The following is a 24,342-nucleotide window of genomic DNA, read 5'->3' as shown; positions in this document are numbered from 1 at the left end:
GATGGGATGGCAGAGGCCAAACAGGCGCATGTCCGGTTAGATGGACTGCTCTTCGCCACCCAGGGCGGCAAACAGCGCCGGGATAAACTGGGACAGCTCGGAGGTCACCAGCGCGAAGTCCGCATCCAGACGGGCGGCCGGATCTTCGCTGGTGACATCGTCGTTCTGCTCGCGCAGCTCTTCGCTGAATTTCAGGCGTTTGATGGAGAGATCATCCCCCAGCACGAAGCTGACGGTCTCGCCCCAGTTGAGGGCCAGCTTGGTCACCAGCTTGTCGTTGGCCAGGTGGTTCTTGATTTCATCCGTCATCAGATCCTGCTGCTTGCAGCGGATGATGCCGCCGTGCTCCATGGCACTGCGCAGCTCGGCTTCGTCTTCCAGAGTGAAGGAGGCTGGCAGATTGCCCTCGTTCAGCCACTCGGTCATGGTGATCTCGGGCGGGTTCTTGAGGGCCACCGGCACCACCGGCAGGGAGCCGATGGATTTGCGCAGCAGCGCCAGCAGATCGTCCGCCTTCTTGGCAGAACCTGCATCCACCACCATTAAATTGTCGGCCGGATTGATCCAGGCGAAGGTCTGGCTGGTACGACTGAAGGCACGGGGCAGCAGGGTGTGGAGGATCTCCTCTTTCAGCGCTTCCTTCTCTTTCTTCTTGAGGGCGCGTCCCTGTTCGAACTCGATCGCTTCTACCTTCTCGGCCAGCATCTCCTTGACCACGGTGCCGGGGAGCATCTTCTCCTCTTTGCGGGCGCAGATGAGGATGTGGCCGGAGGCAGAGTGGGTCAGGGTTGAGCCGAATTTGCCAAGGGGCTTGACCCACCCGAAACGGGAGATGTCCTGACTGCCGCAAGGGGTGAAGGCACAGGCTTCCAGCTGGGTTTCCAGCTGATCCACGGTCAGGTCAAAGGGGCGGGTAAAGCGATAAATCTGCAGGTTTTTAAACCACATGGCGTCCTCGGTCTCTAGATTGTCCGGCGGGCATTGTACTAGAGAGGCGCTTTGTGATCAGCCAATCATTCTCGCTAAATAAAGGGCGATCGACCTCACAGGGTCTCATTTATATCACCTGAACGGCCGTCAAGTTCCCCTAGACTGCGAGTGTACAAGTTGTTACCAAGGATGGATTTATGTTGCGGCCCAGTCGCCCGGAAGATATGGAAGAGATCGTCGAAATCTGGCTGCTGGCCTCCCTGCAGGCCCACGATTTCGTCGATGCCTCCTGCTGGTGGCAGGCCCAGGAGGATCTGCGTACCCGCTATCTCGATCGTGCCGCCATCTGGGTGTTTGAGGAGCGCGGCGATCTGCTCGGCTTTATGGCGCTGGTGGACAACTATCTCGCCGCCCTCTTTGTGCGTCCCGACCGTCAGGGTCGCGGTGTCGGCCACGCCCTGCTGCAGGAGGCCAAGCGTCAGGGGGCGTCGCTCTACGCCCGGGTCTTCGTCGAGAACGATCAGGCGGTACGTTTCTATCGTCGCCACGGTTTCGTCATCAAGGGTGAAGAGTCCGATCCCCTCACCGGTCACCCCCAGTACAAGATGTGCTGCGAACCCGCATGAACTGATGACAGCCCGCTGTTTTACTTGAAAAAAGCACGGGGCATCCTCATCTTGTCTCCATCGGGTGCCCCAGGCACCATCCCTGAAATCGGGCTGCTTTCCAATGAAAATCCTTCACACCGCCGACTGGCATCTTGGCCATCAACTGCATGGTCATGACCGCCGTTTTGAACACGATGCCTTCCTCGACTGGCTGAGCGACACCCTCAAGGCGCGCGAGATCGACGCCCTGTTGGTGGCAGGCGACCTGTTTGATACCGCCAATCCGCCCGCCAGCGCCTGGCAACAGCTCTACCGTTTTCTGGCGCGGCTGCGCGCCGAGATGCCCCACCTCAACATGGTGCTGATCGGCGGCAACCACGACTCCCCCTCCAAGCTGGATGCCCCCCACGAGCTGCTGCGGGCCTTTGATCTGCATCTGGTGGGCAGCATCAGTCGCGACAGTGAGGGCAAGCTCGAGGCCGACCGCCTGCTGGTACCGCTGCAAGACAAGGAGGGCAACATTGCCGCCTGGTGCGCCGCCGTGCCGTTCCTGCGCAGCAGCGATCTGCGGGTGGAGCCGTTGGAAGAAGGGCAGGACCGGCTGATCGAAGGGGTGCGCCAAATCTACGCCGAGGTATTGGCCGAAGGGCGCGCCCGCTGCGGGGAGGGTCTGCCGCTCATCGCCATGGGCCATGCCTATCTGGCGGCGGGCCAGCTCTCGGAGCTGTCGGAGCGGCGGGTGCTCGGCGGCAACCAACACGCACTGCCTGCCGAACTCTTTGCCGGTGCCGACTACACGGCGCTCGGTCACCTCCATCTGGCCCAGAGCCCGGCCGAGGGGGTGCACTACAGCGGCTCGCCGCTGCCGCTTTCGCTGGCCGAAGCCAACTACAACCATCAGGTGCTGGAAGTGACCTTTTCAGAGGGGAAACTGGCCGGGCTGGAGCGGATCCCGGTACCCCGCGCGGTGGAGATGATCCGCCTGCCCCAGAGCAGCCTCGACGACGCACTCAAAGCCATCGCATCGCTCGAGCTGCCTGATTGTCCACAAGAAGCACAGCCTTTCCTCGAAGTACGGCTGCTGCTGCCCAAGCCAGAAGCCCGCATCCGCGAGCGTATTCTGGCGGCCATCGCAGACAAGCCGGTGCGTCTGGCCCGCATCAGCACCCAGTATCAGGGCTCGGGCGAAGGGCTGGCCGATGGTCGCGAGCGGCGCAGGCTCGATGAGCTCTCCCCCACCGAGGTGTTTCGCCTCTGCTATCAGCGCCAGTTCGAGGGGGAACCCGAAGCACAACTGGTCGCCTCGTTTGAAGAGATCCTGGAGCAGGTGAAGGAGTCAAACCAATGAAAATCTTGTCTCTGTCAGGTGAGAATCTGGCCAGTCTGACCGGCCCCTTCACCATCGACTTTACCAGGGGGGCGCTCGGCGCCGCCGGTCTGTTTGCCATCACCGGCAACACTGGCGCGGGCAAGAGCACATTGCTCGACGCCATTTGTCTGGCCCTCTACGACGAGATGCCGCGCTTTATTGCCAATCGCAAGAACGTGGCCGAAGTGGGCCGCATGGATGACGAAGAGAAGCTCAAGGCCAACGACGTGCGTGGCATCCTCAGTCGCGGCCACGCCAGCGGCTTTGCCGAGGTGCAGTTTCGTGGCTGCGATGGCCGCATTTGGCTGGCCCGCTGGGCGGTGCGCCGGGCGCGAAACCGCTCGGAGGGGCGTTTTCAGGCGCAGGAGCGAACCCTGACCGATGTGGAGTCAGGGCAGGTTTTCTCCGGCAGCAAGCGGGAGCTGCAGGATCGCATCGACGAGCTGGTGGGTCTCTCCTGGGAGCAGTTCCGCCGCGCGGTGATCCTGCCTCAGGGGGAATTTGCCGCCTTCCTCAAATCGGATGCCAACGAGCGCTCCGCCCTGCTCGAACGGATGACCGGCACCGAGCTCTACTCCGCCATCTCCATCCAGACCTATGAACGGGCACGGGAAGAGCAGCAGAAGCTGGCCACCATCGCCCAGCGCCTCGGCGACGTGGCGCTGATGGATGAGGCGACCCGCGAACAGTGGGTGAGCCAGCAGATAAGCCTCTCCACCACCCTCAAGCACGAGCAGCAGCAACAGCAGCTGATGCAGGACTTGCGCGACCTCAATAGCCGCATTGCCGCCCAGCTGCAGGGCTGCGCCGAGGGGCAGGCGGCGCTCGATGCCGCCCTGCAGGCCCACGGCGCTGCGGCCCCCGAGCGCGAGGAGTTTGCCCGTGCCGAACAGGCCCAGGTGGCCCGCGCCGATCACGACGAGCTGGCCCGCCTCACTCTGGAAGTGCAGCAGCAGGAGAAGGTGATCGCCGAACTGGGGCCTGAGCTGGCCAAACTCGAGGAGCAGACCCAGCAGAGCGCGCTGACCGAGCAGCAGCTGCTGGCTGAGAAGATCGCCGCCGAGCGGGAATGGGGCGCCCTGCAACCCGAACTCAAGCGGGCGCAGGAGCTCGATACCCGCATCCGGGAAAAAGTGCAGCAGTTGCAGAAGATCCAGCAGGAGGGGGCACAGGAGCGAGAAGTGCAACTCACGCTGGAGCAGGGCTGGCGCGAGCAGAGCCGACAGGTAGAACTGCTCAAGCAGCAGCACCAGCAGTGGGGACTCTGGCTCGAAGAGCACAAGGAGCTGGCACCGGTTGCTCGCCAGTGGCAGCCCCTGCTCACCGCCATGCAGGATTGGGCCGAGGATGCCGACAAGCTACAACAGCTGCTCACCCTGCGGGATCACAAGCTGCGCACCCTGCAGCAGTTGTTGCGCCAGCTGGAGCAAGGTCAGCAGGAGCGCGACTACTGGCAACATGAACAAGCTCGGCTGCAACAGCAACAGAACGAGCTGCAGGAGCAGCAGTGGGAGAGCCGCCTCGCCAAGGCGCAGGAGCAGTGGCAGCAGCAGACCGAACAGCTGGGTCAGCTGCGCCAGTTGCTGGAGCTGGCCGATTACGGCCGCAACCACGGCGAACAGCATGGCCGCTTGCAGCAGGAGATTGCCCAGCTGGAGCAGGCGCTGGGCAAGCTCGCCACCCTAGGCGAAGAGCTGGCCCCCGCCCGCGAGCGGCTCGCCCTGCAGCGGGATGAGGCGCGCCATGCGCTGGAGCAGTCCCGCGCCATCGCCAGCTTCGAGCAGTATCGCCATATCCTGAGCGATGGAGAACCTTGCCCGCTGTGCGGTTCCGGAGAGCACCCCTACAGCCAGAGCCAGCCTCAGGTGGCGGGGATCCTGGGTCAGCTGGCGGAGCGGGCCCGCAGCCTCGAACTGGAGTGGGAACGGCTCAACCATCAATACATTCAGTGCGAGAGCGAACGTCAGGAGCTGGCCCGCCAGCTGGCGGTGCGTCAGCAACATCTGCCAGAGCTGGAAACCCGCGCCGAGCAGCTGACCCAGCGCTGGCAACAGCTGGGGGGCGATACCCTGCTCGGCCATTCGCTGCCGCTGCGCCAAAGCCCCATTGAGTGGAACGAGCTGATGAGCACATTGCTTGGCCGTGGCCAGGCGCTGGAGCAGGGGTTGGCCCAGAGCCAGCAGCAGCTGCGTCAGGCCCAGCTTGGCCAACAACAGCTGCAAGGGGTGCGTCAGCAACTTAGCCAGTTGGCTGCCCAGCACCAGCAGTTTGACCAGCAGTGGCAGGAGGCCGACCGCCAGCGCATCGCACTGGAAGGGGAAGTGAAGGGGATGGGCGAGCAGGAGGCGACCCTGCGCCAGCGCCTTGAGCAAGGCGCCCACCGCCTCGACGAGCAGATGGGCGGCCAACCGTGGCGCCAGTGGCTCGGCAGCCAGCAGTGGCACGAGTGGCAGCGAGCCTGCGAAGCCTGGCTGCACGGCCAGAGCGAGTGGGAGCGGCTGGCCAGCGAGATCGCCAGCCTCACCCCGGCCCTGAGCGCACAGGAAGCGCGCCTGCAGACCCAGCGCGAGCTACTACACAAGCTGGAGCGGGACTACAAGGAGCACGAACAGCAGCGTCAGGGGCTGCTCACCAGCCGCGCCGCCTGTCTGAATGGCGAGGAGATCCCGCTGGTCGAGAGCCGCTGGCAACAGCGGCTGCAACAACTCGCCAGCGAACTGGAGCTGATGCAAAGCGGCGCCCGCGCTCTGCGGGAGCGGCAGACCGAACTCAAGACCCGCCTCACTCATGTGGAGCAGGAAAAGCAGACCAGCAGCCGCCGCAAGCGGGAGGTGCTGGGGCGCTGGGCTGCCCACGCCAGTACCCTCGGCATTGCCGAGTACGACCTGCGCCGCCTGCTCGCCATCACCCCCGATGAACTCAAGGCTCACCGCACTGCCCTGCAAGGGCTGGAGGATGCGGTTGGCGAGGCGCGCACCCGCCTTGCCGAGCGGCAACGGGCGCTGGCACTGGAGGAGAGCAAGCGGGATCGCTATCGCGAGCATCACCCCGAGCTGGCCGCCCTGCCGGATGCAGAGCTGAGCGATCAACTGGTGGCGCTCGATGCCCGCTGTCGCGCCCTTGAAGAGCTGCTGTTCGAGTGCAAGAGCAAGCTGGCACAGGCCGAAGCAGCCGCTCTCAAGGCGGGCAGCCTGCAGCAGGAGCTGGCCGCCCAGCAGGCAGTCGCGGATCACTGGCAACAGCTGTGCGATCTGATTGGGCAAGCCAACGGCGCCAAATTCCGCACCTTCGCCCAGAGCCTCACCCTCGAGCGTCTGCTGCTGGAGGCCAACGCCCAGCTCGCCGAACTATCACCGCGCTACCGGCTGGAGCGGGTACCCGGCACCGATCTGGCGCTGCAAGTGGTGGATCTCGACATGGGGGACGAGGTGCGTTCGGTGGACTCCCTCTCCGGTGGCGAGAGTTTTCTGGTGTCGCTGGCGCTGGCGCTGGCCCTCTCCAGCCTCTCGTCACGGCAGACCCAGGTCGAGTCGCTCTTTATCGACGAGGGGTTTGGCACCCTGGATCCGGACAGTCTGGATCTGGCGCTCGCCAGCCTCGACTCCCTGCAGGCCGCCGGTCGCCAGATCGGGGTCATCTCCCACGTCCAGACGCTGGTGGAGCGGATTGGCGTGCAGATCAGGGTCGAAGCCCTCGGCGGTGGCGAAAGCCGGGTGGTGGTCCCCTGAGTAGCATCAGTTCCATCACCAATACCATCGGCTCAACCCCCACGCCGTAAACAACAAGACCCCGCCAATTGGCGGGGTCTTGTTGAGAGGCTATCAGCCGAAGCGGTAGGCCCCCATATAGAGGCTGCCGCCATCCCAGCTCTCGTGCAGCCGGGTCGGCACCACACCATCGGCCGCCCCCAACGCCACAAAGAGCGGGCGCAGGTGGTCATCGTGGGGATGGGACTCCACCGCGCCTGGAGCCTGCTGGCGATAGTCGAGCAGCGCCAGACGATCCTCGTCGGCCATCTTCTGCTCCAGCCAGTCGACAAACTGGCTGGCCCACTCTGGCACCGGCGAACCTTCCGGTGCCAGCGCCCGCAGGTTGTGGGTGATGGCACCGGAGGCGAGGATGCCAATCCCCTGACTGCGCAGCGCCCCCAATACCTCTCCCAGTTGCCACAACTGGGCCGGGGTGAAACTCGCGGGAATGGAGATCTGCACCAGCGGGATCTCGCTGTTTGGGTCGATCAGGGAGAGCGGCGACCAGACCCCGTGATCCAGCTCGCGCCGCACCGGGGTGGCGGTCAGTCCGGCCAGTGCCAGCTGGTCGCTCACCCCTTGTTGCAGCCACTCGGGGCTGCTGGCAGGCCAGCGCATCCGGTAGAGGGGCTCGGGAAAACCGTAAAAGTCGTACATCAAGGCCGGTTTGGGCTCGACGTTGATCTGCAGCTCGCGGCTGAACCAGTGGGCGGAGATGACCACCAACCCCTTGAGCTCACCCAGACGCAGGGTTCGCAGAAAGCGGGTGGCGGGTTGCTCACGCAGCACCAGATCCGGTGCGCCGTGAGAGATAAACCAGACAGGGGCGAGGGACATAAAGCGGACTCCAACAAGGTATCAGGGGGCGATATCGGAGGGGATATCGCTGTTGGAATCGATTATCCCCCTGCCATTAAAGGTGAACAATCCAGCAAGATAGATAATAACTATCAACTAATGGTTGATAATTTCACGCCTTCACGACAGGTAATCGGCAATAGATATCAAGGCTGCGGCGCTTCCGGCAGCGGTCGGGCTGCACGAAGCGCCATCCGGGTCGCTGCACTGTGATCCTGCCACTCTCGCCACGCCAATCCCTCGGCGGCCGCCTCCCCTTTCACCGGATGGGAGAAGATCGCCAGCAGACCGGCATTGTCAGGCCAGTAGCGGGCTGGCAGTGTCTGAACCAGCAGCAGGGCGGCGCCCAGCAAGAGCAGAGCCCATCCGGTTTCATGGCTGTTTTTCATCCCGGCCTCCTTCACCCGTGCGCCAATGAACTAACATTTTTGCGCAAGCCGGTGACAAGACGGTGACAGCGGACGGGTGGTCATTTTACAACATCTGAACCTCAACCCGGCCAAACAACCACAGATGGCAACATTTGTATCCCTTCAGCCCGAACCTGTGGCCGTATGCTCTAAAATGTGACTCACAGGAAAACGTTATCCCTGAAAAGAAAACGTTATCTGGTCAAAACGTTGTTTCTGGATCATAAAAAGATTCCAAAAACTGGTGTATATTGCTCGGCGGAAATTCCTTAACCATGAAGATTGACATGAAAAAGACCAAAATTGTCTGCACCATCGGTCCGAAGACCGAATCCAAAGAAATGCTGGCCAAAATGCTGGACGCCGGCATGAACGTCATGCGCCTGAACTTCTCCCACGGTGACTACGCCGAGCACGGCAGCCGCATCAGCAACCTGCGCGCTGTGATGGCCGAGACCGGCAAGCACGCAGCTATCCTGCTGGACACCAAGGGTCCGGAAATCCGTACCATGAAGCTGGAAGGCGGCAACGACGTCGCGCTGGTCGCTGGCCAGACTTTCACCTTCACCACCGACCAGACCGTGGTTGGCAACAAAGACAAAGTGGCTGTGACCTATGCCGGTTTCGCCAACGATCTGCGCGTCGGCAACCGCATTCTGGTTGATGACGGCCTGATCGGTCTGGACGTCATCGAAATCACCGAGCGCGAAGTTATCTGTAAAGTGCTGAACAACGGTGACCTGGGCGAGAACAAAGGCGTTAACCTGCCGGGCGTCTCCATCAAGCTGCCGGCCCTGGCCGAGAAAGACAAGCGCGACCTGATCTTCGGTTGCGAGCAAGGCGTTGATTTCGTTGCTGCTTCTTTCATCCGTAAGAAAGAAGACGTTCTGGAAATCCGTGAGCACCTGAAAGCCCACGGTGGCGAGAACATCCAGATCATCTCCAAGATCGAAAACCAGGAAGGTCTGGACAACTTCGACGAGATCCTGGCTGTTTCCGACGGCATCATGGTTGCTCGTGGCGACATGGGTGTAGAGATCCCGGTTGAAGAAGTTATCTTCGCCCAGAAGATGATCATCGCCAAGTGCAACAAAGCCCGCAAAGTGGTTATCACTGCCACCCAGATGCTGGACTCCATGATCAAGAACCCGCGTCCGACCCGCGCCGAAGCTGGTGACGTGGCCAACGCCATCCTGGACGGTACCGACGCAGTGATGCTGTCCGGTGAATCCGCCAAGGGTAAGTACCCGCTGGAAGCCGTAACCATCATGGCCACCATCTGCGAGCGTACCGATGCCGTGATGCCGTCCAACCTGTCTGCTGCCAACGACAGCAACAAGCTGCGCATCACCGAAGCCGTATGTAAAGGCGCCGTAGAGACCTCCGAGAAGCTGGACGCCCCGCTGATCGTGGTCGCTACCGAAGGCGGCAAATCTGCCAAGGCCATTCGCAAGTACTTCCCGAAAGCCTGGATCCTGGCTATCACCACCAACAAGAAAACTGCTGCCCAGCTGGTTCTGACCAAGGGTGTGGTTGCTCACGTGGTTGACAGCATCGCCTCTACCGACGATTTCTATCGCATCGGTAAAGAAGCCGCGCTGGAAATCGGCATGGGTCTGAAAGGTGACGTAGTTGTGATGGTCTCCGGTGCTCTGGTACCGAGCGGCACCACCAACACCGCTTCTGTTCACGTTCTTTAATCAGAGCTGAACGAGTTGAAAACGGCGCCTGCGGGCGCCGTTTTTTTTGTCCCACCCCCCTGCTTACCTGACAAGCCCGGTGTTAGAATCCACGCGAATTTAATCTATGCGGGAAATCTCCCGAATATCGCGTAATAACCCGGAAGTTATATGCCCTCAATACGTTTTAAAAGAGTCTCGGCCACCCTGTTGCCGCTGCTCTGTCTCCTCGCAAGCCTCTGCGTCCCGCAAGCCATGGCGCAAGATGTCCCCTCTCGCAACGCAGTTCAGCGAGCGCTGGATGGTCTGGGTAAATCAGAGACCCTGACCGTCAGTCAGCAAGCGGATCAGAAGTTGCTGACCGAAACCCTCGCCCTGCTTGACAGCATCGACAAGGAAGAGGCGAAGGCCAAGACCCAGGCCCAGCGGATCCGCAACCTGCCCACCGAACTCAGAGAGATCAGTGCCAAGCTCGATGCCCTGACCAAGGGCAAGAGTGCCGAGCAGATCAAGAGCGAATACGCCAGCATGAGTCTGGCAGAGCTCGACAGCCGTCAGCCGGAAGTGCTGGCCAACATGCAGGCGGCCCAGGAGGCCCTCGGCGCCATCGGCAGCCAGCTCACCAGCTTGCAGACCCTGCCGGAGCGGGCCCAGGCCAGCATGAGCCGTGCCTACCAGCGCAGTCAGGAGATCCGTACCCGCCTCAACGCAGGTGAAAGCGTCTCCAGCGCCGAGAAGATGAAGCTCGGTGCCGAGCTGGCCCTGCTCGACCTGCAACTGGCCCACCTGCAAAAGGAGCTGGATAACCGTACCAGCATGCAGGATCTGGCGATCAAGCAGCGCGACTACCAGAGTGCCCGTCTCGCCAGCGAAGAGCAGAAACTGCAGCTGTTACAGGATCAGAGCAGCGCCAAGCGCCTCGGCGACACCGAAAAAACCGCCGAGCAGACCGGTGAACTGGTGGCGACCGAAGACAGCCCGCTGGTGCAAAAAGAGCAGGAGCTCAACCACCAGCTCAGCCAGCAGCTGATCGGTGCCACCACCAACCTCAACTCGCTGGTCCAGAAAAACCTGCAAGCCAAGAGCTGGCTGGAGCGCGGCATCCAGACCGAGCGCAACCTCAATGAACAGGTGCAGATGCTCAAGGGCAATCTGCTGCTGTCACGCATCCTCTATCAGCTCTACCAGCAGCTGGAAGCGGCACCCACCATCGCCGTCAAAAATCTGGAAGAGCAGATTGCCGATCTGCATCTGGCCCAGTTTGAACTGAGCCAGCAGCGTGACCAGCTGTTCCAGAAGAACCTCTATCTGGACAATCTGATCGCCGGCAGCAAGGATCCGGTCAGCGAGGAGGACAAGGAGAGCCTTGCCAAGCTGCTCGACACCCGTATCAATCTGCTCGATCAGCTCAACCGCCAACTCGACAGCCAGCTCACCAACGCCATCAGCCTGCAGCTGACCCAGCAGCAGCTGGCGCGGGTCTATGCCTCTATCGAATTTACCCTGCAGCAACACATCTTCTGGGTAAGCAGCAACAAGCCCATCGACAGCAAGTGGTTTATCAGCTGGCCCGCCCAGGCCTACAAACAGGCCTCCGACTGGGTATTGAAACCGGACTGGAAACGCTGGCGCGAAGAGCTGCTGGGGATCTCCCTGCTCGCCTTCCCGTTGCTACTGATCGGCGGCCTGCTGGTCTGGAAACGTCCGGCGCTGGTTGAGCGCGAGAAGAAGATCACCAAGGACCTTGGCCGTTTCCGTCAGGACAGCCAGTGGCACACCCCGCGCGCCCTGCTCTATACCGTGCTGCAACGCCTGCCGGGCAGCATGTTCATTCTGGCTGGCGGTCTGCTGCTCACCTACTGCGGTCTGCTCAGTCCCAAGCTGATGTTCCAGATCACCCTGAACCTCGCCCTCGGTTATCTGGTGTTCAGCGTCTATCTGGCTGTGATGCGCCCGGGCGGCATCGCCGAGACCCACTTCCGGATCCCGAAAGCGGAGCTGCAGGCCAAGCGCAACAGCATGCGCTACATCTGGTTGCCACTGCTGCCGCTCATCATGCTCGCAACCAAGGCGGTGGTTGAACCCTCCACCCTGGGTAACGACGTGATCGGCCAGGCCATGACCCTGACCCTGCTGGGGCTGGCCGCCTATCTGGTGTTCCCCATCTCCCGCGCCCGCATCAAGGGCGAGGCAAGCATGCAGAAGTCGCTGATCGCCATCGCCCTGGCGCTGGCACCGGTGGCGCTGATCGTGCTGGCCGTGCTCGGTTACTACTACACCGCGCTGAAGCTGACCGGTCGCCTGATCGAATCCTTCTACCTCATCATCATCTGGAGCCTGGTCTACCGCACCGCCCTGCGCGGTCTGGAGCTGGCGGCCCGTCGTCTGGCCTACCGCCGTGCGGTGGCCAAGCGTGAGCACAAATCTTCGGAAGATGCGGAAGGGGGCGAGTCCATCGAAGAGCAACCGATGGATCTGGAGGATGTCAGCCAGCAATCTCTGCGTCTGACCCGTACCGTGCTGATGCTGATCTTCGGCGTCGCCTTCTACTGGCTCTGGTCCGATCTGGTCGCGGTCTTCTCCTACCTCGACAGCATGGTGCTGTGGCACCGCAGTGAAGGCACCGGCGCCAACGCCGTGCTGTTCCCCATCAGCCTGAGTGATGTGCTGATCGGCTTCCTGCTGCTCGGCGGTGCCTGGTCACTGGCACGCAACCTGCCGGGCTTGCTGGAGGTGCTGGTGCTCTCCAAGCTCAACCTGGCTCAGGGTACCGCCTACGCCATCACCACCATGCTCAACTACGTGCTGATCGGCTTTGGCTCCCTGACCGCTCTCTCCATGATGGGCGTGCAGTGGGACAAGCTGCAGTGGGTAGCGGGTGGTCTGTCAGTCGGTATCGGTTTCGGTATGAAGGAGATCCTCTCCAACTTCGTCTCCGGCATCATCATCCTGTTCGAGCGTCCGGTACGGATCGGTGACACTGTCACCATCGGCTCCTTCTCCGGTACCGTCTCGCGGATCCGCATTCGCGCCACCACCCTGACCGACTTCGACCGCAAAGAGGTGATCATCCCCAACCAGCAACTGATGACAGAACGGCTCATCAACTGGTCGCTGAGTGACACCGTCACCCGGGTGATCGTACGGGTGGGCGTGGCGTATGGCTCGGATCTCGAGCTGACCCGCACCCTGCTCAAGCAGGCGGCCGACGAAAACAGCCGCGTGCTGAAAGACCCAGCCCCCATCGTCTACTTCCTCACCTTTGGCGCCAGCACGCTGGATCACGAGCTGCGCTTCTTCGTGAGCGAACTGGGTGATCGCAACCCGGCGGTAGACGAGTTGAACCGCAAGATCGACCAGCTGTTCCGCGAGAACGGCATCGAGATCGCCTTCAACCAGATGGATGTCTACATCAAGAACATGCAGGGCGAAGAGCAGAAGGTGGAGTCCAACTCCGCCGCTCTGCCACCTCCCGCGGAAGATGGCAAGCAGCCAGCCTGATAGCGAACTGCACTGATCTGATGACAACAGCCGCTCACCCAGGTGAGCGGCTTTTTTATGTTCCCGTTGCCACGACCGTCCACTCAGGCAACCGCCGGAGAGTGATAAATGAGTTTACCCGCTGCGGTCTCTCACCTAATGTAGGCTGACGAACGGGAGAGCAGGGAGCCGCGTTTTCGCCCATGGATGACCAACAACTAGAGCACATTCTGTTTCGCTCCTTTGATGTGATCCCGCTCCCAATCCTGGTGTCCGAGTCGACAGCCAGCCAGGGTCATATGTCACCCGACCGGATCCCCCTGCGTCGCCATCTCTTCCTCAACAGGGCCTTTCGCGAACAGCTGGGCTATGAGCTGCAGGATCTGCCGGACATGGAGAGCTGGTTTCACCTCGCCTATCCCGATGAGAGCTATCGCAACTCGGTAATTCAGGCCTGGCATAACCAGATAGAGCAGAGCCTGCACCATGGACTGGAGGTCGCCGAGATGCCGGCGCTGATCCGATGCAAGAGTGGCCACTCTCGCTGGTTTATCGTCACCGCCCAGCTGGGGGCAGATGCCATCCCGGATAGCCATATCGTCACCTTTCGCGATATCCACGACCTGCAATGCATGGTAGAAGAGGTGAGCCGCCTCTCCTGCACCGATCCCCTCACCGAACTGACCAACCGGCGTGGCGCCCAGCAACAGCTGCAGGCTCTCTGGTTGCAGGGCCAGCCCCTCTCGGTGGTGTTGGGAGATATCGACCATTTCAAGCAGGTCAATGACCGCTACGGCCACCCTGCGGGCGATGCCGCACTCTGCGCCGTCGCCCATGCCATGGCGGGCCAGTTGTTGCCCGGGGAAAGCCTGGCCCGTTGGGGTGGAGAGGAGTTTCTGTTGATCCTGCCAGACTGCAGCATTGAGCAGGCGGCACAACGTGCCGAGCAACTGCGCCAGCATGTCAGTACCACCCGCTTGCCATGGCAAGGAGAACAGATCGCGCTAACCATCAGTCTGGGGTGTGCCGGCATGAAGGGTCAGGAGAGCATCGACTATCTGCTGATGATGGCAGACCGAGCCCTTTATCAGGCGAAGGAGCAGGGACGTAACCGGGTGGTCATGTCGGCACAATAGCCTGATAGCCAGAAAGGGAAGCTCGCACGCAACCATAAAAAAACCGAAGCACCAGGCTTCGGTTTTTTACTGCGGCAACTGGCATAGGCCAGCCGACCATTACTTCTTGATGCGGATAACCGGAGTCTCGCCCACAGTCACGGCACCAGTCATCTTCACCAGCTCTTTGATCTCGTCCATGTTGGAGATGACCACCGGAGTCAGGGTAGATTTGGCTTTTGCTTCCAGAACGGCCAGATCGAATTCGATGATGGTGTCACCGCGCTTGACCTGCTGGCCTTCCTGAGCGATACGCTTGAAGCCTTCGCCTTTCAGTTCAACGGTGTCGATACCGAAGTGAACGAACAGCTCGATACCAGAGTCGGACTCCAGAGAGAACGCATGGTTGGTCTCGAAGATTTTGCCGATGGTGCCGTCGCACGGAGCAACCATCTTGTTGCCAGCCGGCTTGATGGCGATGCCGTCACCCACGATCTTCTCGGCGAAGACAACGTCAGGCACATCTTCGATCGGCACGATTTCGCCAGACAGCGGAGCAAAGATTTCGATGCCGCCGGTATCAGCGCTATCGTCGGACACCAGTTTCTTCAGTTTGTCGAACAGACCCATAGTAAAAGCTCCTAAAGATGATTTGTCGCTGTTTGCAGCCGATCTTAGCAGACTGCCTTCTGCTTGATAAAGTTATCTACGCACGCTTCGATTTCAGCAGCGGTGGCAAAGCTCAATGCCTGGTCAGCCATTGCCTTCACATCTTCGAAGCTGGTGTTGCGGATAAGCTTCTTGATACGCGGTACAGAGATGGCGCTCATGGAGAACTCATCCAGACCCATACCCAGCAGCAGCAGGGTGGCGCGCTCGTCACCAGCCAATTCACCACACATACCGGTCCACTTGCCTTCGGCGTGGGAAGCATCGATAACCATCTTGATCAGGGTCAGGACGGAGGGTGACAGCGGGTTGTACATAGCGGAGATCATCTCGTTACCGCGATCGACAGCCAGGGTGTACTGGGTCAGGTCGTTGGTACCGATACTGAAGAAATCCACTTCCTTGGCCAGATGATGAGCCATCACGGCAGCGGCCGGGGTCTCGATCATGATACCCACTTCGATGGATTCATCAAAGGCTTTGCCTTCAGCACGCAGTTCGGCTTTCAGCGTCTCCACGGTAGCTTTCAGGCTACGGAACTCTTCGACAGAGATGATCATCGGGAACATGATGCGCAGTTTGCCGAAGGCAGACGCACGCAGAATGGCCCGCAGCTGAGCGTGCATGATGTCTTCGCGGTCGAAGAAAATACGCACGGCACGCCAGCCCAGGAAGGGGTTCATCTCTTTCGGGAAATTCATGTACGGCAGCTCTTTGTCGCCGCCAATGTCCATGGTACGCACGATGATCGGCTGATCCGGCATCGCTTCGGCCACTTCTTTGTAGGCTTTGAACTGCTCGTCTTCGGTCGGCAGCGCGTCACGGTCCATGAACAGGAACTCGGTACGGTACAGACCCACGCCTTCGGCGCCATTACGGATGGCACCTTCGGTATCCTTGACGGTACCGATGTTGGCGCACACTTCGACCTGGTGACCATCCAGCGTGATGGCAGGCAGATCTTTCAGCTTGGCCAGCTCATCTTTCTCGGCCTGGAACTGAGCCTGGAACTTCTTGGCTTCGGTCAGCTGTTCAGCGGTCGGATTGATGATGATCTGGTTGTTGATCGCATCCAGCACCAGCATGTCACCGTTCTTGACGCGCTCGGTGATGTCGTTGGTGCCTACCACGGCCGGCAGCTCCAGGGAGCGGGCCATGATGGAGGTGTGAGAGGTACGGCCACCGATGTCGGTGACGAAACCCAGCACATATTTCAGGTTGATTTGAGCGGTTTCAGACGGGGTCAGGTCTTTGGCGACCAGGATCACCTCTTCGTCGATGGTGCTCAGGTTGACAACGGCGATGCCCAGTACGTTCTTGACCAGACGGGTACCGATGTCACGGAAGTCGGTAGCGCGTTCGCGCAGATAAGGGTCATCCAGCTCGGCCATCATCTTGGCGTACTGTTCGATCACCTCATAGATGGCTTTGTCAGCGGAAGCCTTGTTCTCTTTGATGAAGGATTTGATATCCCCTTCCAGCTCCTCATCTTCGAGCAGCATGATGTGGCCTTCGAAGATGGCCTCTTTTTCCTCACCGAAGGTGCGACCGGCCATCTCTTTGATGGCTTCCAGCTGGGTAGCTGACTTGGTACGAGCTTCGAGGAAACGGTTGATCTCGGCATCAATCTGGTCAGCAGAGATTTTGCCCTGATTGATAACGATTTCATCTTCTTTAAGAAGAAGCGCCTTACCGAATGCGATACCGGGGGACGCAAGAATGCCAGATATCATAATCCTTCCTATTAAAACGACTGTGGGGGAGGAATCTAAAGCTGGATTACTCCAGCTCGTCCATCAGGGCAACCAGCTTCTCAACAGCTTGCTGAGCATCCGGGCCATCAGCCTGGATAGTTACGTTGGTACCCTTGGTCAGGCCCAGGGTCTGCAGCTTGAACAGGCTCTTGGCGCTGGCGGACTTGCCACCGGAGACCACAGTGATCTCGCTTTGGAATTCTTTGGCTTCTTTCACGAACTGAGCTGCCGGACGGGTGTGCAGGCCGTTTTCAGCAGTAATAACAACAGACTTCTCGTACATGGTTTCACCCCATATTATTGATATTTTTTGGTGGATTGGTCGTTTTTGAAGCAACCTGACCCACCGTGTCAGTATGGATATGTTGTAAAGTAACGAAAGCAGACCCGCAATGGTTTAATCCAGGTCAAGTTTCTGTGCAGTAATCGGCGCGCTGGTTGGCAATTTTCAGTTATTGGGCTACAAGCCGCATCAGGACTGGCCTGAAATTATTTTATAACGAAAAATAACACTTTGTTACTTTGTGATACCCAGCCAGCAAACACCGCGTGACGCCGCACAGGATATGAGATTTAGAGCGGAATGTCTGCTTTTTTTCTCACTCCGGAACTTGTTATTTTACCCCAAAAAATAAGGATCAAGTGACACTAACAGGGGTTGAGTCTAGCCCATAAAGAAGCGGCGCTCCTGGGAGCGCCGCTGTTTTGAAAGATTCCGATCAGTTACTGCTGCAGTTCCTGCTCGCTGAACACCCCGGCAAACAGGGCGCTGGAGAGGTAACGCTCCGCCGCACTCGGCAGAATGACCACTATGGTTTTGCCCGCAAATTCCGGCAGCTCGGCCAGACGGCTGGCAGCCACCACCGCAGCACCGGAGCTGATACCGGCCAGGATCCCCTCCTCCTCCATCAGGCGGCGGGCCATCTCGATGGCTTCATCGCTGGTCACCTTCTCCACCCGGTCGATGAGGGAGAGGTCCAGGTTGCCCGGGATAAAGCCTGCGCCGATCCCCTGGATCTTGTGGGGGCCCGGTTTGATCTCTTCCCCGGCCAACTTCTGACTGATGACCGGCGACTCGGCCGGTTCGACCGCGACAGAGACCACCGCCTTGCCCTGGGTCTTCTTCAGATAGCGGGAGACACCGGTAATGGTGCCACCGGTACCGACCCCGGCCACGAACACATCCACCTCACCGTCAGTGGCATCCCAAATCTCGGGGCCAGTGGTCTTTTCGTGGATCTCCGGGTTGGCCGGGTTTTCAAACTGTTGCAGCAACACATACTTGCCCGGCTCGGATTCGAGGATCTCGTTGGCCTTGGCAATGGCCCCCTTCATGCCGAGCGGCCCTTCGGTCAGCACCAGATTGGCACCGAGCGCCTTGAGCAGCTTGCGGCGCTCCAGGCTCATGGTGGCCGGCATGGTCAGGGTGATGGGATAGCCGCGAGCCGCCGCGACAAAGGCCAGAGCAATGCCCGTGTTGCCGCTGGTGGGCTCGATGATCTCCTTACCCTTGGTCAGGATGCCGCGCTTCTCGGCATCCCAGATCAGGTTGGCACCGATACGGCACTTGACGCTGAAGCTGGGGTTGCGGCTCTCGATCTTGGCCAGCACGCGACCTTTGGTAACACGGTTGAGACGAACCAGCGGGGTGTGACCGATAGTCTGGCTGTTGTCCTCAAAAATTTTGCTCATGGCGCTATCCCTGTGTTTGTTACGACGATGAAACAAGATTACCCTGTGGTTTCTGAATGAGAAGTGACTATTCGTTATAACCATATGGTATTACAACATATAGAGCTTATTCTCTCTGGCCCCTGACTCCGGGCGCCAATCGTCAAAGGAACCGACGTTATGGGATTTTCAGGAAGCAGCCAGTATCTCGCCTCCGATGCATTGAAGATGGCGGTCAATGCCGCCATCACCCTCGAAAAACCGCTGCTGATCAAAGGGGAGCCGGGCACCGGCAAGACGGTGCTGGCGGAAGCGGTCGCCGACCATCTCGGCACCGACCTCATTGCCTGGCATATCAAGTCCACCACCAAGGCCCAACAGGGACTCTACGAATATGATGCGGTGGCCCGGCTGCGGGACTCCCAGCTCGGCGACCCCAGAGTGGCCGATATCAGCCACTACATTCGTAAAGGCAAACTGTGGCAGGCCTTCAGCTCCGAGCAGCGACCTGTGCTGCTGATCGACGAGATCGACAAGGCCGACATCGAATTCCCCAACGATCTGCTGCTGGAGCTGGATCGGATGGAGTTCGACGTCTACGAAACCGGCGAGCGAGTCAAGGCACGCCAGCGGCCTGTGGTCATCATCACCTCCAACAATGAGAAAGAGCTGCCGGACGCCTTCCTGCGCCGCTGTTTCTTCCACTACATCCGCTTCCCCGACAAGGCCGAGATGCAGGCCATCGTCAAACTCCACTACCCCGACCTCAAGGAGAGCCTGCTTGGCGAGGCAATGGAGCTCTTCTTCGAACTGCGCGAAGTAGAGGGGCTGCGCAAGAAGCCCTCCACCTCGGAACTACTGGACTGGATCCGCCTGCTCTTGGCCGACGATATCGCCCCCGAGGCGATGCGCGCCCGCGAGCCCGGCAAGCTGGTGCCCGCGCTATATGGCGCCCTGCTCAAGACCGAGCAGGATTTGCATCTCTTCGAGAAGCTCGCCTTTCTGGCCCGGCGCGGCAGCTGACCCATGCTGATCGACTTTTTTACCCACCTGCGCCGCCACAAGCTCCCCTGCAGCCTGCGTGAGCTGCTGGACTTGCACGCCGCGCTGGCAGCCCGGCTGGTCGCTGCCGATATGGACGAGTTCTACCAACTCTCCCGCTGCCTGCTGGTAAAAGACGAGGCCCACTACGATCGCTTCGATCGCGCCTTCGCCGAATACTACGAAGGGCTGGAAGCCATCCCCCTGCTGCCGGAGAGCCTGCCCGAGGAGTGGCTGCGCAAGGAGTTCGAACGGCTGTTGAGCCCAGAGGAGAAGGCGCTGCTCACATCCCTCGGCGGACTCGACAAGCTGCTGGAAACCCTTAACCAGCGATTACGCGAGCAGAAAGAGCGCCACGCCGGTGGCAACAAGTGGGTGGGAACCGGTGGCAGCAGCCCGTTTGGCCACGGCGGTTTTCACCCCGAGGGCATCCGCATGGGTGGAGAAGGGCAGCACGGCAAGGCGACCAAGGTGTGGGAGGCCCGCCACTATCGCAACTTCAGCGACGACTCGCCGCTAGGCCAGCGCGCCATCCAGCTGGCGCTGCGCAAGCTAAGACGCTGGGTGCGCAAAGGCAATCCCGACGAGCTGGATCTCGACGACACCATAAAAAGTTCTGCCCGCCAGGGCTGGCTCGATGTGAAGCTGCGGCCCGAGCGCCACAACGGGGTCAAACTGTTGGTCTTTTTCGATGTCGGAGGCTCCATGGATGCCCACGTGGCCGAGGTGCAGCGCCTCTTCTCCGCCCTGCGCCACGAGTTCAAGCATCTGGAGTACTTCTATTTTCACAACTGCCTCTACGACTTCGTCTGGAAGGATAACGCCCGCCGCTTTGAGGAGCGGTTCGATACCCTGCGGCTGCTGCGCACCTATGGCAGCGACTACCGGGTGATCCTGGTGGGGGATGCCACCATGGGCCCCTACGAGATCACCTGGCCGGGCGGCAGTGTCGAGCAGTGGAACGAGGAGTCGGGTCAGGTGTGGCTCACCCGCTTGCAGCAGCACTTTCCCAAACTGGTGTGGATCAATCCCACCCCGCGGCGGGAGTGGCTCTGGCATCCCTCCATCAAACTGATGAATGACGTGGTTGGCGGACGGATGCATCCGCTGACCCTGGCGGGTCTCGCTGCGGCGATCAACCAGCTCTAACCCTCTCTACCCTATAAACCGACAAGCCGGGAACGCACCCGGCGAGGAGCAAAGATGACCTCTATCGTGATCAGTGGCTCAGGCCTCTATACCCCACCCTTTGCCGTCAGCAATGAAGAGCTGGTGGCCGCCTTCAACCAGTATGTGGATCTCTACAACGAGGAGAACGCCTCCGCCATCGATGCCGGCCAGCTTCCCGCCAAGCAGCACTCCAGCTGCGAGTTCATCGAGAAGGCATCCGGCATCAAGAGCCGTTATCTGGTGAGCCGCGAGGGAGTACTCAATCCCGATATCATGCAACCGCTGCTGGCGGAGCGGCCCGATGAGATGCCCTCCATCATGGTGGAGATGGCGGTGGCCGCCGCCGAGCAGGCACTGATCGCCGCCGGTCGCGAGCCGGGAGAGATCGACTTGGTCATCGTCGCCGCCTCCAACATGCCGCGCCCCTACCCAGCGCTGGCCATCGAGCTGCAGCATTATCTGGGGGCGAGCGGCATGGCCTTTGACATGAACGTGGCCTGCTCGTCTGCCACCTTCGGCATCAAGACAGCCGCCGATATGCTGGCGGCAGGCACCGCCAAACTGGCGCTGGTAGTCAATCCGGAGATCTGCTCGGGACACCTCAATTTCCGGGACAGAGACAGTCACTTTATCTTCGGCGATGCCTGCACCGCGGTGCTGCTGGAGCGGGAGGCCGATTGCAAGGTGGCCAATCCGTGGCAACTGGTGGCCAGCAAGCTGGTGACCCAGTACTCCAACAACATCCGCAACAACTTCGGCTTTCTGAACCGGCTGAGCCCGCGCACCCGCTACGGCGACGACAAGCTGTTTCGCCAGCAGGGGCGCAAGGTGTTCAAGGAGGTGTTGCCGCTGGTGTGCGACCAGATAGCCAACCAGCTCGATGAGCAGGGCTGGCCTGCCGAGAGCCTGAACCGGCTCTGGCTCCATCAGGCCAACCTCACCATGAACCAGTTCATCGGTCGCAAGCTGCTGGGTCACGATGCCAGCCAGCAGGAGGCGCCGGTCATTCTTGATAGCTATGGTAATACCAGCTCGGCGGGTTCCATCATCGCGTTTCATCTGTACAATCGCGACCTTCCTGCGGGGGCCCGCGGCGTACTTTGCTCCTTTGGCGCTGGCTACTCCATCGGTAGCCTGCTGCTACAACGACAGTAACAGAGTGCGCGGGGAGAGTGGCCCGCGCCCTGTACTCTGATTGGGGTTTGGCGCTGTTTCGCCGCTAGCCCCGCTCTCGGTTCACCCTTACGAGAGGAGAAAACGGGCATAAATAGTGGCCAGACCATGACTATTGATCCGAAAACACCGTACTACTGTGACAACGCATACCGACAAGCCATTGATGAAAAACTTATTTTTCAGATTGGTTGCAATTTTTGAGTACCATGGTGCAACGGGGCGATATCTGGATCACAAGATGACAGGAAAAGGCTGCAATTTGTCATCCTTTGCCAATGATGGCTTCCAATGAATTCGAGGTTTGCTATCATCCGGAGACATTTCTTATCTGTCGCCGGCTACAAAAGAATCCCCTCATGTACACACAGTTCTTCGGCCTATCGGAACCGCCTTTCTCCATCTCGCCCAATCCCAAATACCTCTATATGAGTGAGCGCCACGGCGAAGCCCTTGCTCACCTCAACTACGGATTGCAGGATGGTGGCGGCTTTGTGCTGCTGACCGGCGAAGTGGGCACCGGCAAAACCACCGTCTCCCGCTGCCTGTTGCAGCAGTTGCCAGCAGAGACCGAGATCGCCTACATCCTCAACCCCTCCCTGACCGAACGGGATCTGCTGGCCGCCATCTGTGACGAGTTTCAACTCACCTACCCCGCCGAGGCCGGGATCAAGCAACTGTTCGACCTTATCCGCGACCACCTGCTGGCCAACCTGACCGCAGGCAAGCGCAGCGTGGTACTGGTGGATGAGGCCCAACATCTGTTGCCCGAGGTATTGGAGCAGTTGCGTCTGCTGACCAACCTGGAAACCGACGAGAAAAAACTGCTGCAAATCGTGCTGATCGGCCAACCCGAACTGCAACAGATGCTGCGCCTGCCCCTGTTGCGCCAACTGGCCCAGCGCATCACCGCCCGCTACCACCTGCTGCCCCTCTCCGCCACCGATGTGGATGCCTACGTCCGCTTCCGGCTGCAAGTAGCCGGTTGTGTGCAGCCCATTTTTACCCCCAGAGCGATCCAGACGCTGCATCGGCTCTCCGGCGGCATTCCGCGCCTGATCAACCTCATCTGCGATCGCGCCCTGCTCGCAGCCTTCGCCCGTGGCAGCTACAAGATTGTCCATGGCGACATCAGCCAGGCGGCGTTCGAGGTGAGCGGCGTCCGTGATGAGGGAAGCTGGCTTTCCGGTCTGATGGTGACACTGGCTGGCGCCTTGCTGGTAGCAGCAGGCTGGTGGGGCTGGCAATTTTTCGGCGTATTCCCCGAACGGCCTGTGGTCAAGGTCGAGGTGCCTGTCACCGTTGACGAGACCGCCGAACAACAAGATCAGTTGACCGAGGCCATCAATCAGGCCCTCGACCCCGAGAGCGCCATGCAGAATCTCTATCGGGTCTGGGGCTATGAACCGGAACCGTTCGATGCCACCTGTGACAACGCCCCTCGCGCCGGTCTGCGCTGCCAGGAGGGAGAGGCAAGCCTCGAGGAGCTGCGCGCCCTGCAGCATCCCGCCATGATCACGCTCACTGACCAGAATGGCGGTCTCTATTACGCCACCCTGGTCAATCTGGGGCCAAGCAAGGCCAGCCTGATGATCGGCAACCAGAGCTGGCAAGTGGATCGCCAGTGGCTCACCGACAACTGGGGTGGCAGCTATACCCTGCTCTGGCGCATGCCGAAAGGGGGCGTCAGCCTGATCGCCAGCAATGCCGGACAGACCCAGATCCAGTGGCTCGACAACGCCCTGAGTCGAGCATTGCAACAACCCGAACGCAAGGTGCGCCGTTTCGATGGCGAGCTCAAGACCAAACTGCAGCAGTTCCAGCGGGATCAGGGGCTCACCCCTGATGGCATCGCCGGCAGCAACACCCTGCTGCGGCTCAACGCTCTCTCCGGCGAACCCATGCCAAGACTGGAGGAGGCCTCCTGATGTCTACCCTGCTCAATGCTCTGCGCCGTGCCCAGCAGCCTTCGCAACAGAGCCATATTCCCGCCATGGGGCTGGCAGTAGCCCGCGAAGAGACGCAACCCGCGCGCCGTATCGGCTGGCTGCTGGCCCCCCTTGCCCTGCTGCTGGGGGCGGGTGCCAACTATGGCTGGCATCTAATCCACCTGCGTCCCATCGAGGAGAAGGTGGAGGTAAAAGAGGTGATTGCCTCCCCCTTCGTGCGGGTTGAGCCCAAGGCGATGGTGACCCGTCCGCTGCCCCCGCCCCTGCCGGAACCTGTAGTGCAGCAGCCCAGGGTCGCAGCGGCTGCCAGCAATCCGGCAGCCAGTCGACCAACCTTGGCCGAACAATTGATGCGCGCCCTCAACGAAACACCGCTGCAACAGGAATCGGGTACAGTTTCCCAAAGCGTGCAGCCGACCCAGTTGATGTCGCTGAATGCCGCTCCGCTTTCGGTTCGCCAGCAAGTGCCCGCATTCAGCTATGGCTCCCATGTGTTCTCATCCAATCCGGCCAAGCGGGCCGTGGTGCTCAATGGCCGCGAATACCGGGAAGGGAGCGAGATAGCCCCCGGGGTCGTGCTCGCCACCATCGACCAGCAGTACATTGTGCTGGATATCGGAGGCCAGAGCGTAACCCTCAAGGCGTTGCAGGATTGGCAAGGGTGAGTACACACCTTCCCCTGATAATCGCTGGCAAGCAGGATGCACCTCGCCTGAG

General features: G+C 60.4%; 18 protein-coding genes. 11 read left to right on the top strand and 7 right to left on the bottom strand.

What is annotated here, in order from left to right:
• Positions 1-36: 36 nt before the first annotated feature.
• Positions 37-948 carry a recombination-associated protein RdgC gene (gene rdgC, locus G5195_RS11295; RefSeq protein WP_005350107.1) on the bottom strand — a complete coding sequence of 304 codons (912 nt, stop codon included), beginning with the start codon at positions 946-948 and terminating at the stop codon, positions 37-39.
• A gap of 179 nt (positions 949-1,127) precedes the next feature.
• On the opposite strand from rdgC, the gene G5195_RS11290 reads away from it, so the two are divergent.
• From G5195_RS11290 to G5195_RS11280, 3 genes are all read left to right on the top strand, one after another.
• Entirely contained in the window at positions 1,128-1,556 is a 429-nt protein-coding gene (locus G5195_RS11290; RefSeq protein ID WP_216978334.1) for a GNAT family N-acetyltransferase, read from the top strand.
• A gap of 103 nt (positions 1,557-1,659) precedes the next feature.
• Positions 1,660-2,886, top strand: coding sequence for an exonuclease SbcCD subunit D C-terminal domain-containing protein (locus G5195_RS11285; RefSeq protein ID WP_421236153.1), 1,227 nt, complete (start codon positions 1,660-1,662; stop codon positions 2,884-2,886).
• Positions 2,883-6,635 carry an AAA family ATPase gene (locus tag G5195_RS11280; RefSeq protein WP_421236152.1) on the top strand — a complete coding sequence of 1,251 codons (3,753 nt, stop codon included), beginning with the start codon at positions 2,883-2,885 and terminating at the stop codon, positions 6,633-6,635. Before G5195_RS11285 ends, G5195_RS11280 begins: the two co-directional genes overlap by 4 nt.
• A gap of 93 nt (positions 6,636-6,728) precedes the next feature.
• Here the strand turns inward: G5195_RS11280 and G5195_RS11275 are convergent, their stop codons facing one another.
• Both G5195_RS11275 and G5195_RS11270 read right to left on the bottom strand, forming a co-directional pair.
• The gene (locus G5195_RS11275; RefSeq protein WP_266134227.1) at positions 6,729-7,493 is read right to left on the bottom strand and encodes a DODA-type extradiol aromatic ring-opening family dioxygenase; all 765 of its coding nucleotides are present in this window, start codon (positions 7,491-7,493) and stop codon (positions 6,729-6,731) included.
• 167 nt (positions 7,494-7,660) lie between these two features.
• Positions 7,661-7,903, bottom strand: a complete 243-nt coding sequence (locus tag G5195_RS11270; protein ID WP_266134228.1) for a hypothetical protein — start codon at positions 7,901-7,903, stop codon at positions 7,661-7,663.
• 308 nt (positions 7,904-8,211) lie between these two features.
• On the opposite strand from G5195_RS11270, the gene pykF reads away from it, so the two are divergent.
• The 3 genes from pykF (at position 8,212) to G5195_RS11255 (ending at position 14,219) form a co-directional block, all read left to right on the top strand.
• Complete coding sequence (gene pykF / locus G5195_RS11265) at positions 8,212-9,624, top strand: pyruvate kinase PykF (RefSeq protein WP_031227651.1); 1,413 nt, start codon at positions 8,212-8,214, stop codon at positions 9,622-9,624.
• 150 nt (positions 9,625-9,774) lie between these two features.
• Positions 9,775-13,104, top strand: coding sequence for a mechanosensitive channel MscK (gene mscK, locus G5195_RS11260; RefSeq protein WP_421236151.1), 3,330 nt, complete (start codon positions 9,775-9,777; stop codon positions 13,102-13,104).
• A 182-nt stretch (positions 13,105-13,286) separates the two neighbouring features.
• Positions 13,287-14,219 (top strand): GGDEF domain-containing protein, encoded by a 933-nt coding sequence (locus tag G5195_RS11255; RefSeq protein WP_266134234.1) that lies wholly within the window; start codon positions 13,287-13,289, stop codon positions 14,217-14,219.
• Positions 14,220-14,318: 99 nt separating this feature from the next.
• Here the strand turns inward: G5195_RS11255 and crr are convergent, their stop codons facing one another.
• The 4 genes from crr to cysK form a co-directional block, all read right to left on the bottom strand.
• Positions 14,319-14,828 (bottom strand): PTS glucose transporter subunit IIA, encoded by a 510-nt coding sequence (gene crr / locus G5195_RS11250; protein WP_216953167.1) that lies wholly within the window; start codon positions 14,826-14,828, stop codon positions 14,319-14,321.
• A 44-nt stretch (positions 14,829-14,872) separates the two neighbouring features.
• The gene (ptsI, locus tag G5195_RS11245; protein WP_216978328.1) at positions 14,873-16,600 is read right to left on the bottom strand and encodes a phosphoenolpyruvate-protein phosphotransferase PtsI; all 1,728 of its coding nucleotides are present in this window, start codon (positions 16,598-16,600) and stop codon (positions 14,873-14,875) included.
• 46 nt (positions 16,601-16,646) lie between these two features.
• Positions 16,647-16,904 (bottom strand): HPr family phosphocarrier protein, encoded by a 258-nt coding sequence (locus G5195_RS11240; RefSeq protein ID WP_005338266.1) that lies wholly within the window; start codon positions 16,902-16,904, stop codon positions 16,647-16,649.
• Positions 16,905-17,344: 440 nt separating this feature from the next.
• Entirely contained in the window at positions 17,345-18,313 is a 969-nt protein-coding gene (cysK, locus tag G5195_RS11235; RefSeq protein WP_047440293.1) for a cysteine synthase A, read from the bottom strand.
• Positions 18,314-18,472: 159 nt separating this feature from the next.
• Between cysK and G5195_RS11230 the strand changes: the two genes are divergently transcribed.
• The 5 genes from G5195_RS11230 (at position 18,473) to exeB (ending at position 24,290) form a co-directional block, all read left to right on the top strand.
• Positions 18,473-19,315, top strand: a complete 843-nt coding sequence (locus tag G5195_RS11230; protein ID WP_216953165.1) for an AAA family ATPase — start codon at positions 18,473-18,475, stop codon at positions 19,313-19,315.
• Between the two features lie 3 nt (positions 19,316-19,318).
• On the top strand, positions 19,319-20,482 hold the full coding sequence (locus tag G5195_RS11225; RefSeq protein WP_216953164.1) for a vWA domain-containing protein: 1,164 nt from the start codon (positions 19,319-19,321) through the stop codon (positions 20,480-20,482).
• Between the two features lie 54 nt (positions 20,483-20,536).
• Positions 20,537-21,658, top strand: a complete 1,122-nt coding sequence (locus G5195_RS11220) for a beta-ketoacyl-ACP synthase III (protein ID WP_216953163.1) — start codon at positions 20,537-20,539, stop codon at positions 21,656-21,658.
• A 377-nt stretch (positions 21,659-22,035) separates the two neighbouring features.
• Positions 22,036-23,604 carry an ExeA family protein gene (locus G5195_RS11215; protein WP_227342248.1) on the top strand — a complete coding sequence of 523 codons (1,569 nt, stop codon included), beginning with the start codon at positions 22,036-22,038 and terminating at the stop codon, positions 23,602-23,604.
• Positions 23,604-24,290, top strand: coding sequence for a GspB family T2SS assembly factor variant ExeB (gene exeB / locus G5195_RS11210; protein WP_227342246.1), 687 nt, complete (start codon positions 23,604-23,606; stop codon positions 24,288-24,290). The genes G5195_RS11215 and exeB overlap by 1 nt, the downstream gene beginning before the upstream one ends.
• Positions 24,291-24,342 lie beyond the last annotated feature (52 nt).

This window comes from Aeromonas sp. 601039, from assembly GCF_049174415.1.
Classification (GTDB): domain Bacteria; phylum Pseudomonadota; class Gammaproteobacteria; order Enterobacterales; family Aeromonadaceae; genus Aeromonas; species Aeromonas veronii_A.
The sequence above is the reverse complement of the archived record's forward strand: the minus strand, read 5'-3'. Positions and strand labels throughout refer to the sequence as shown.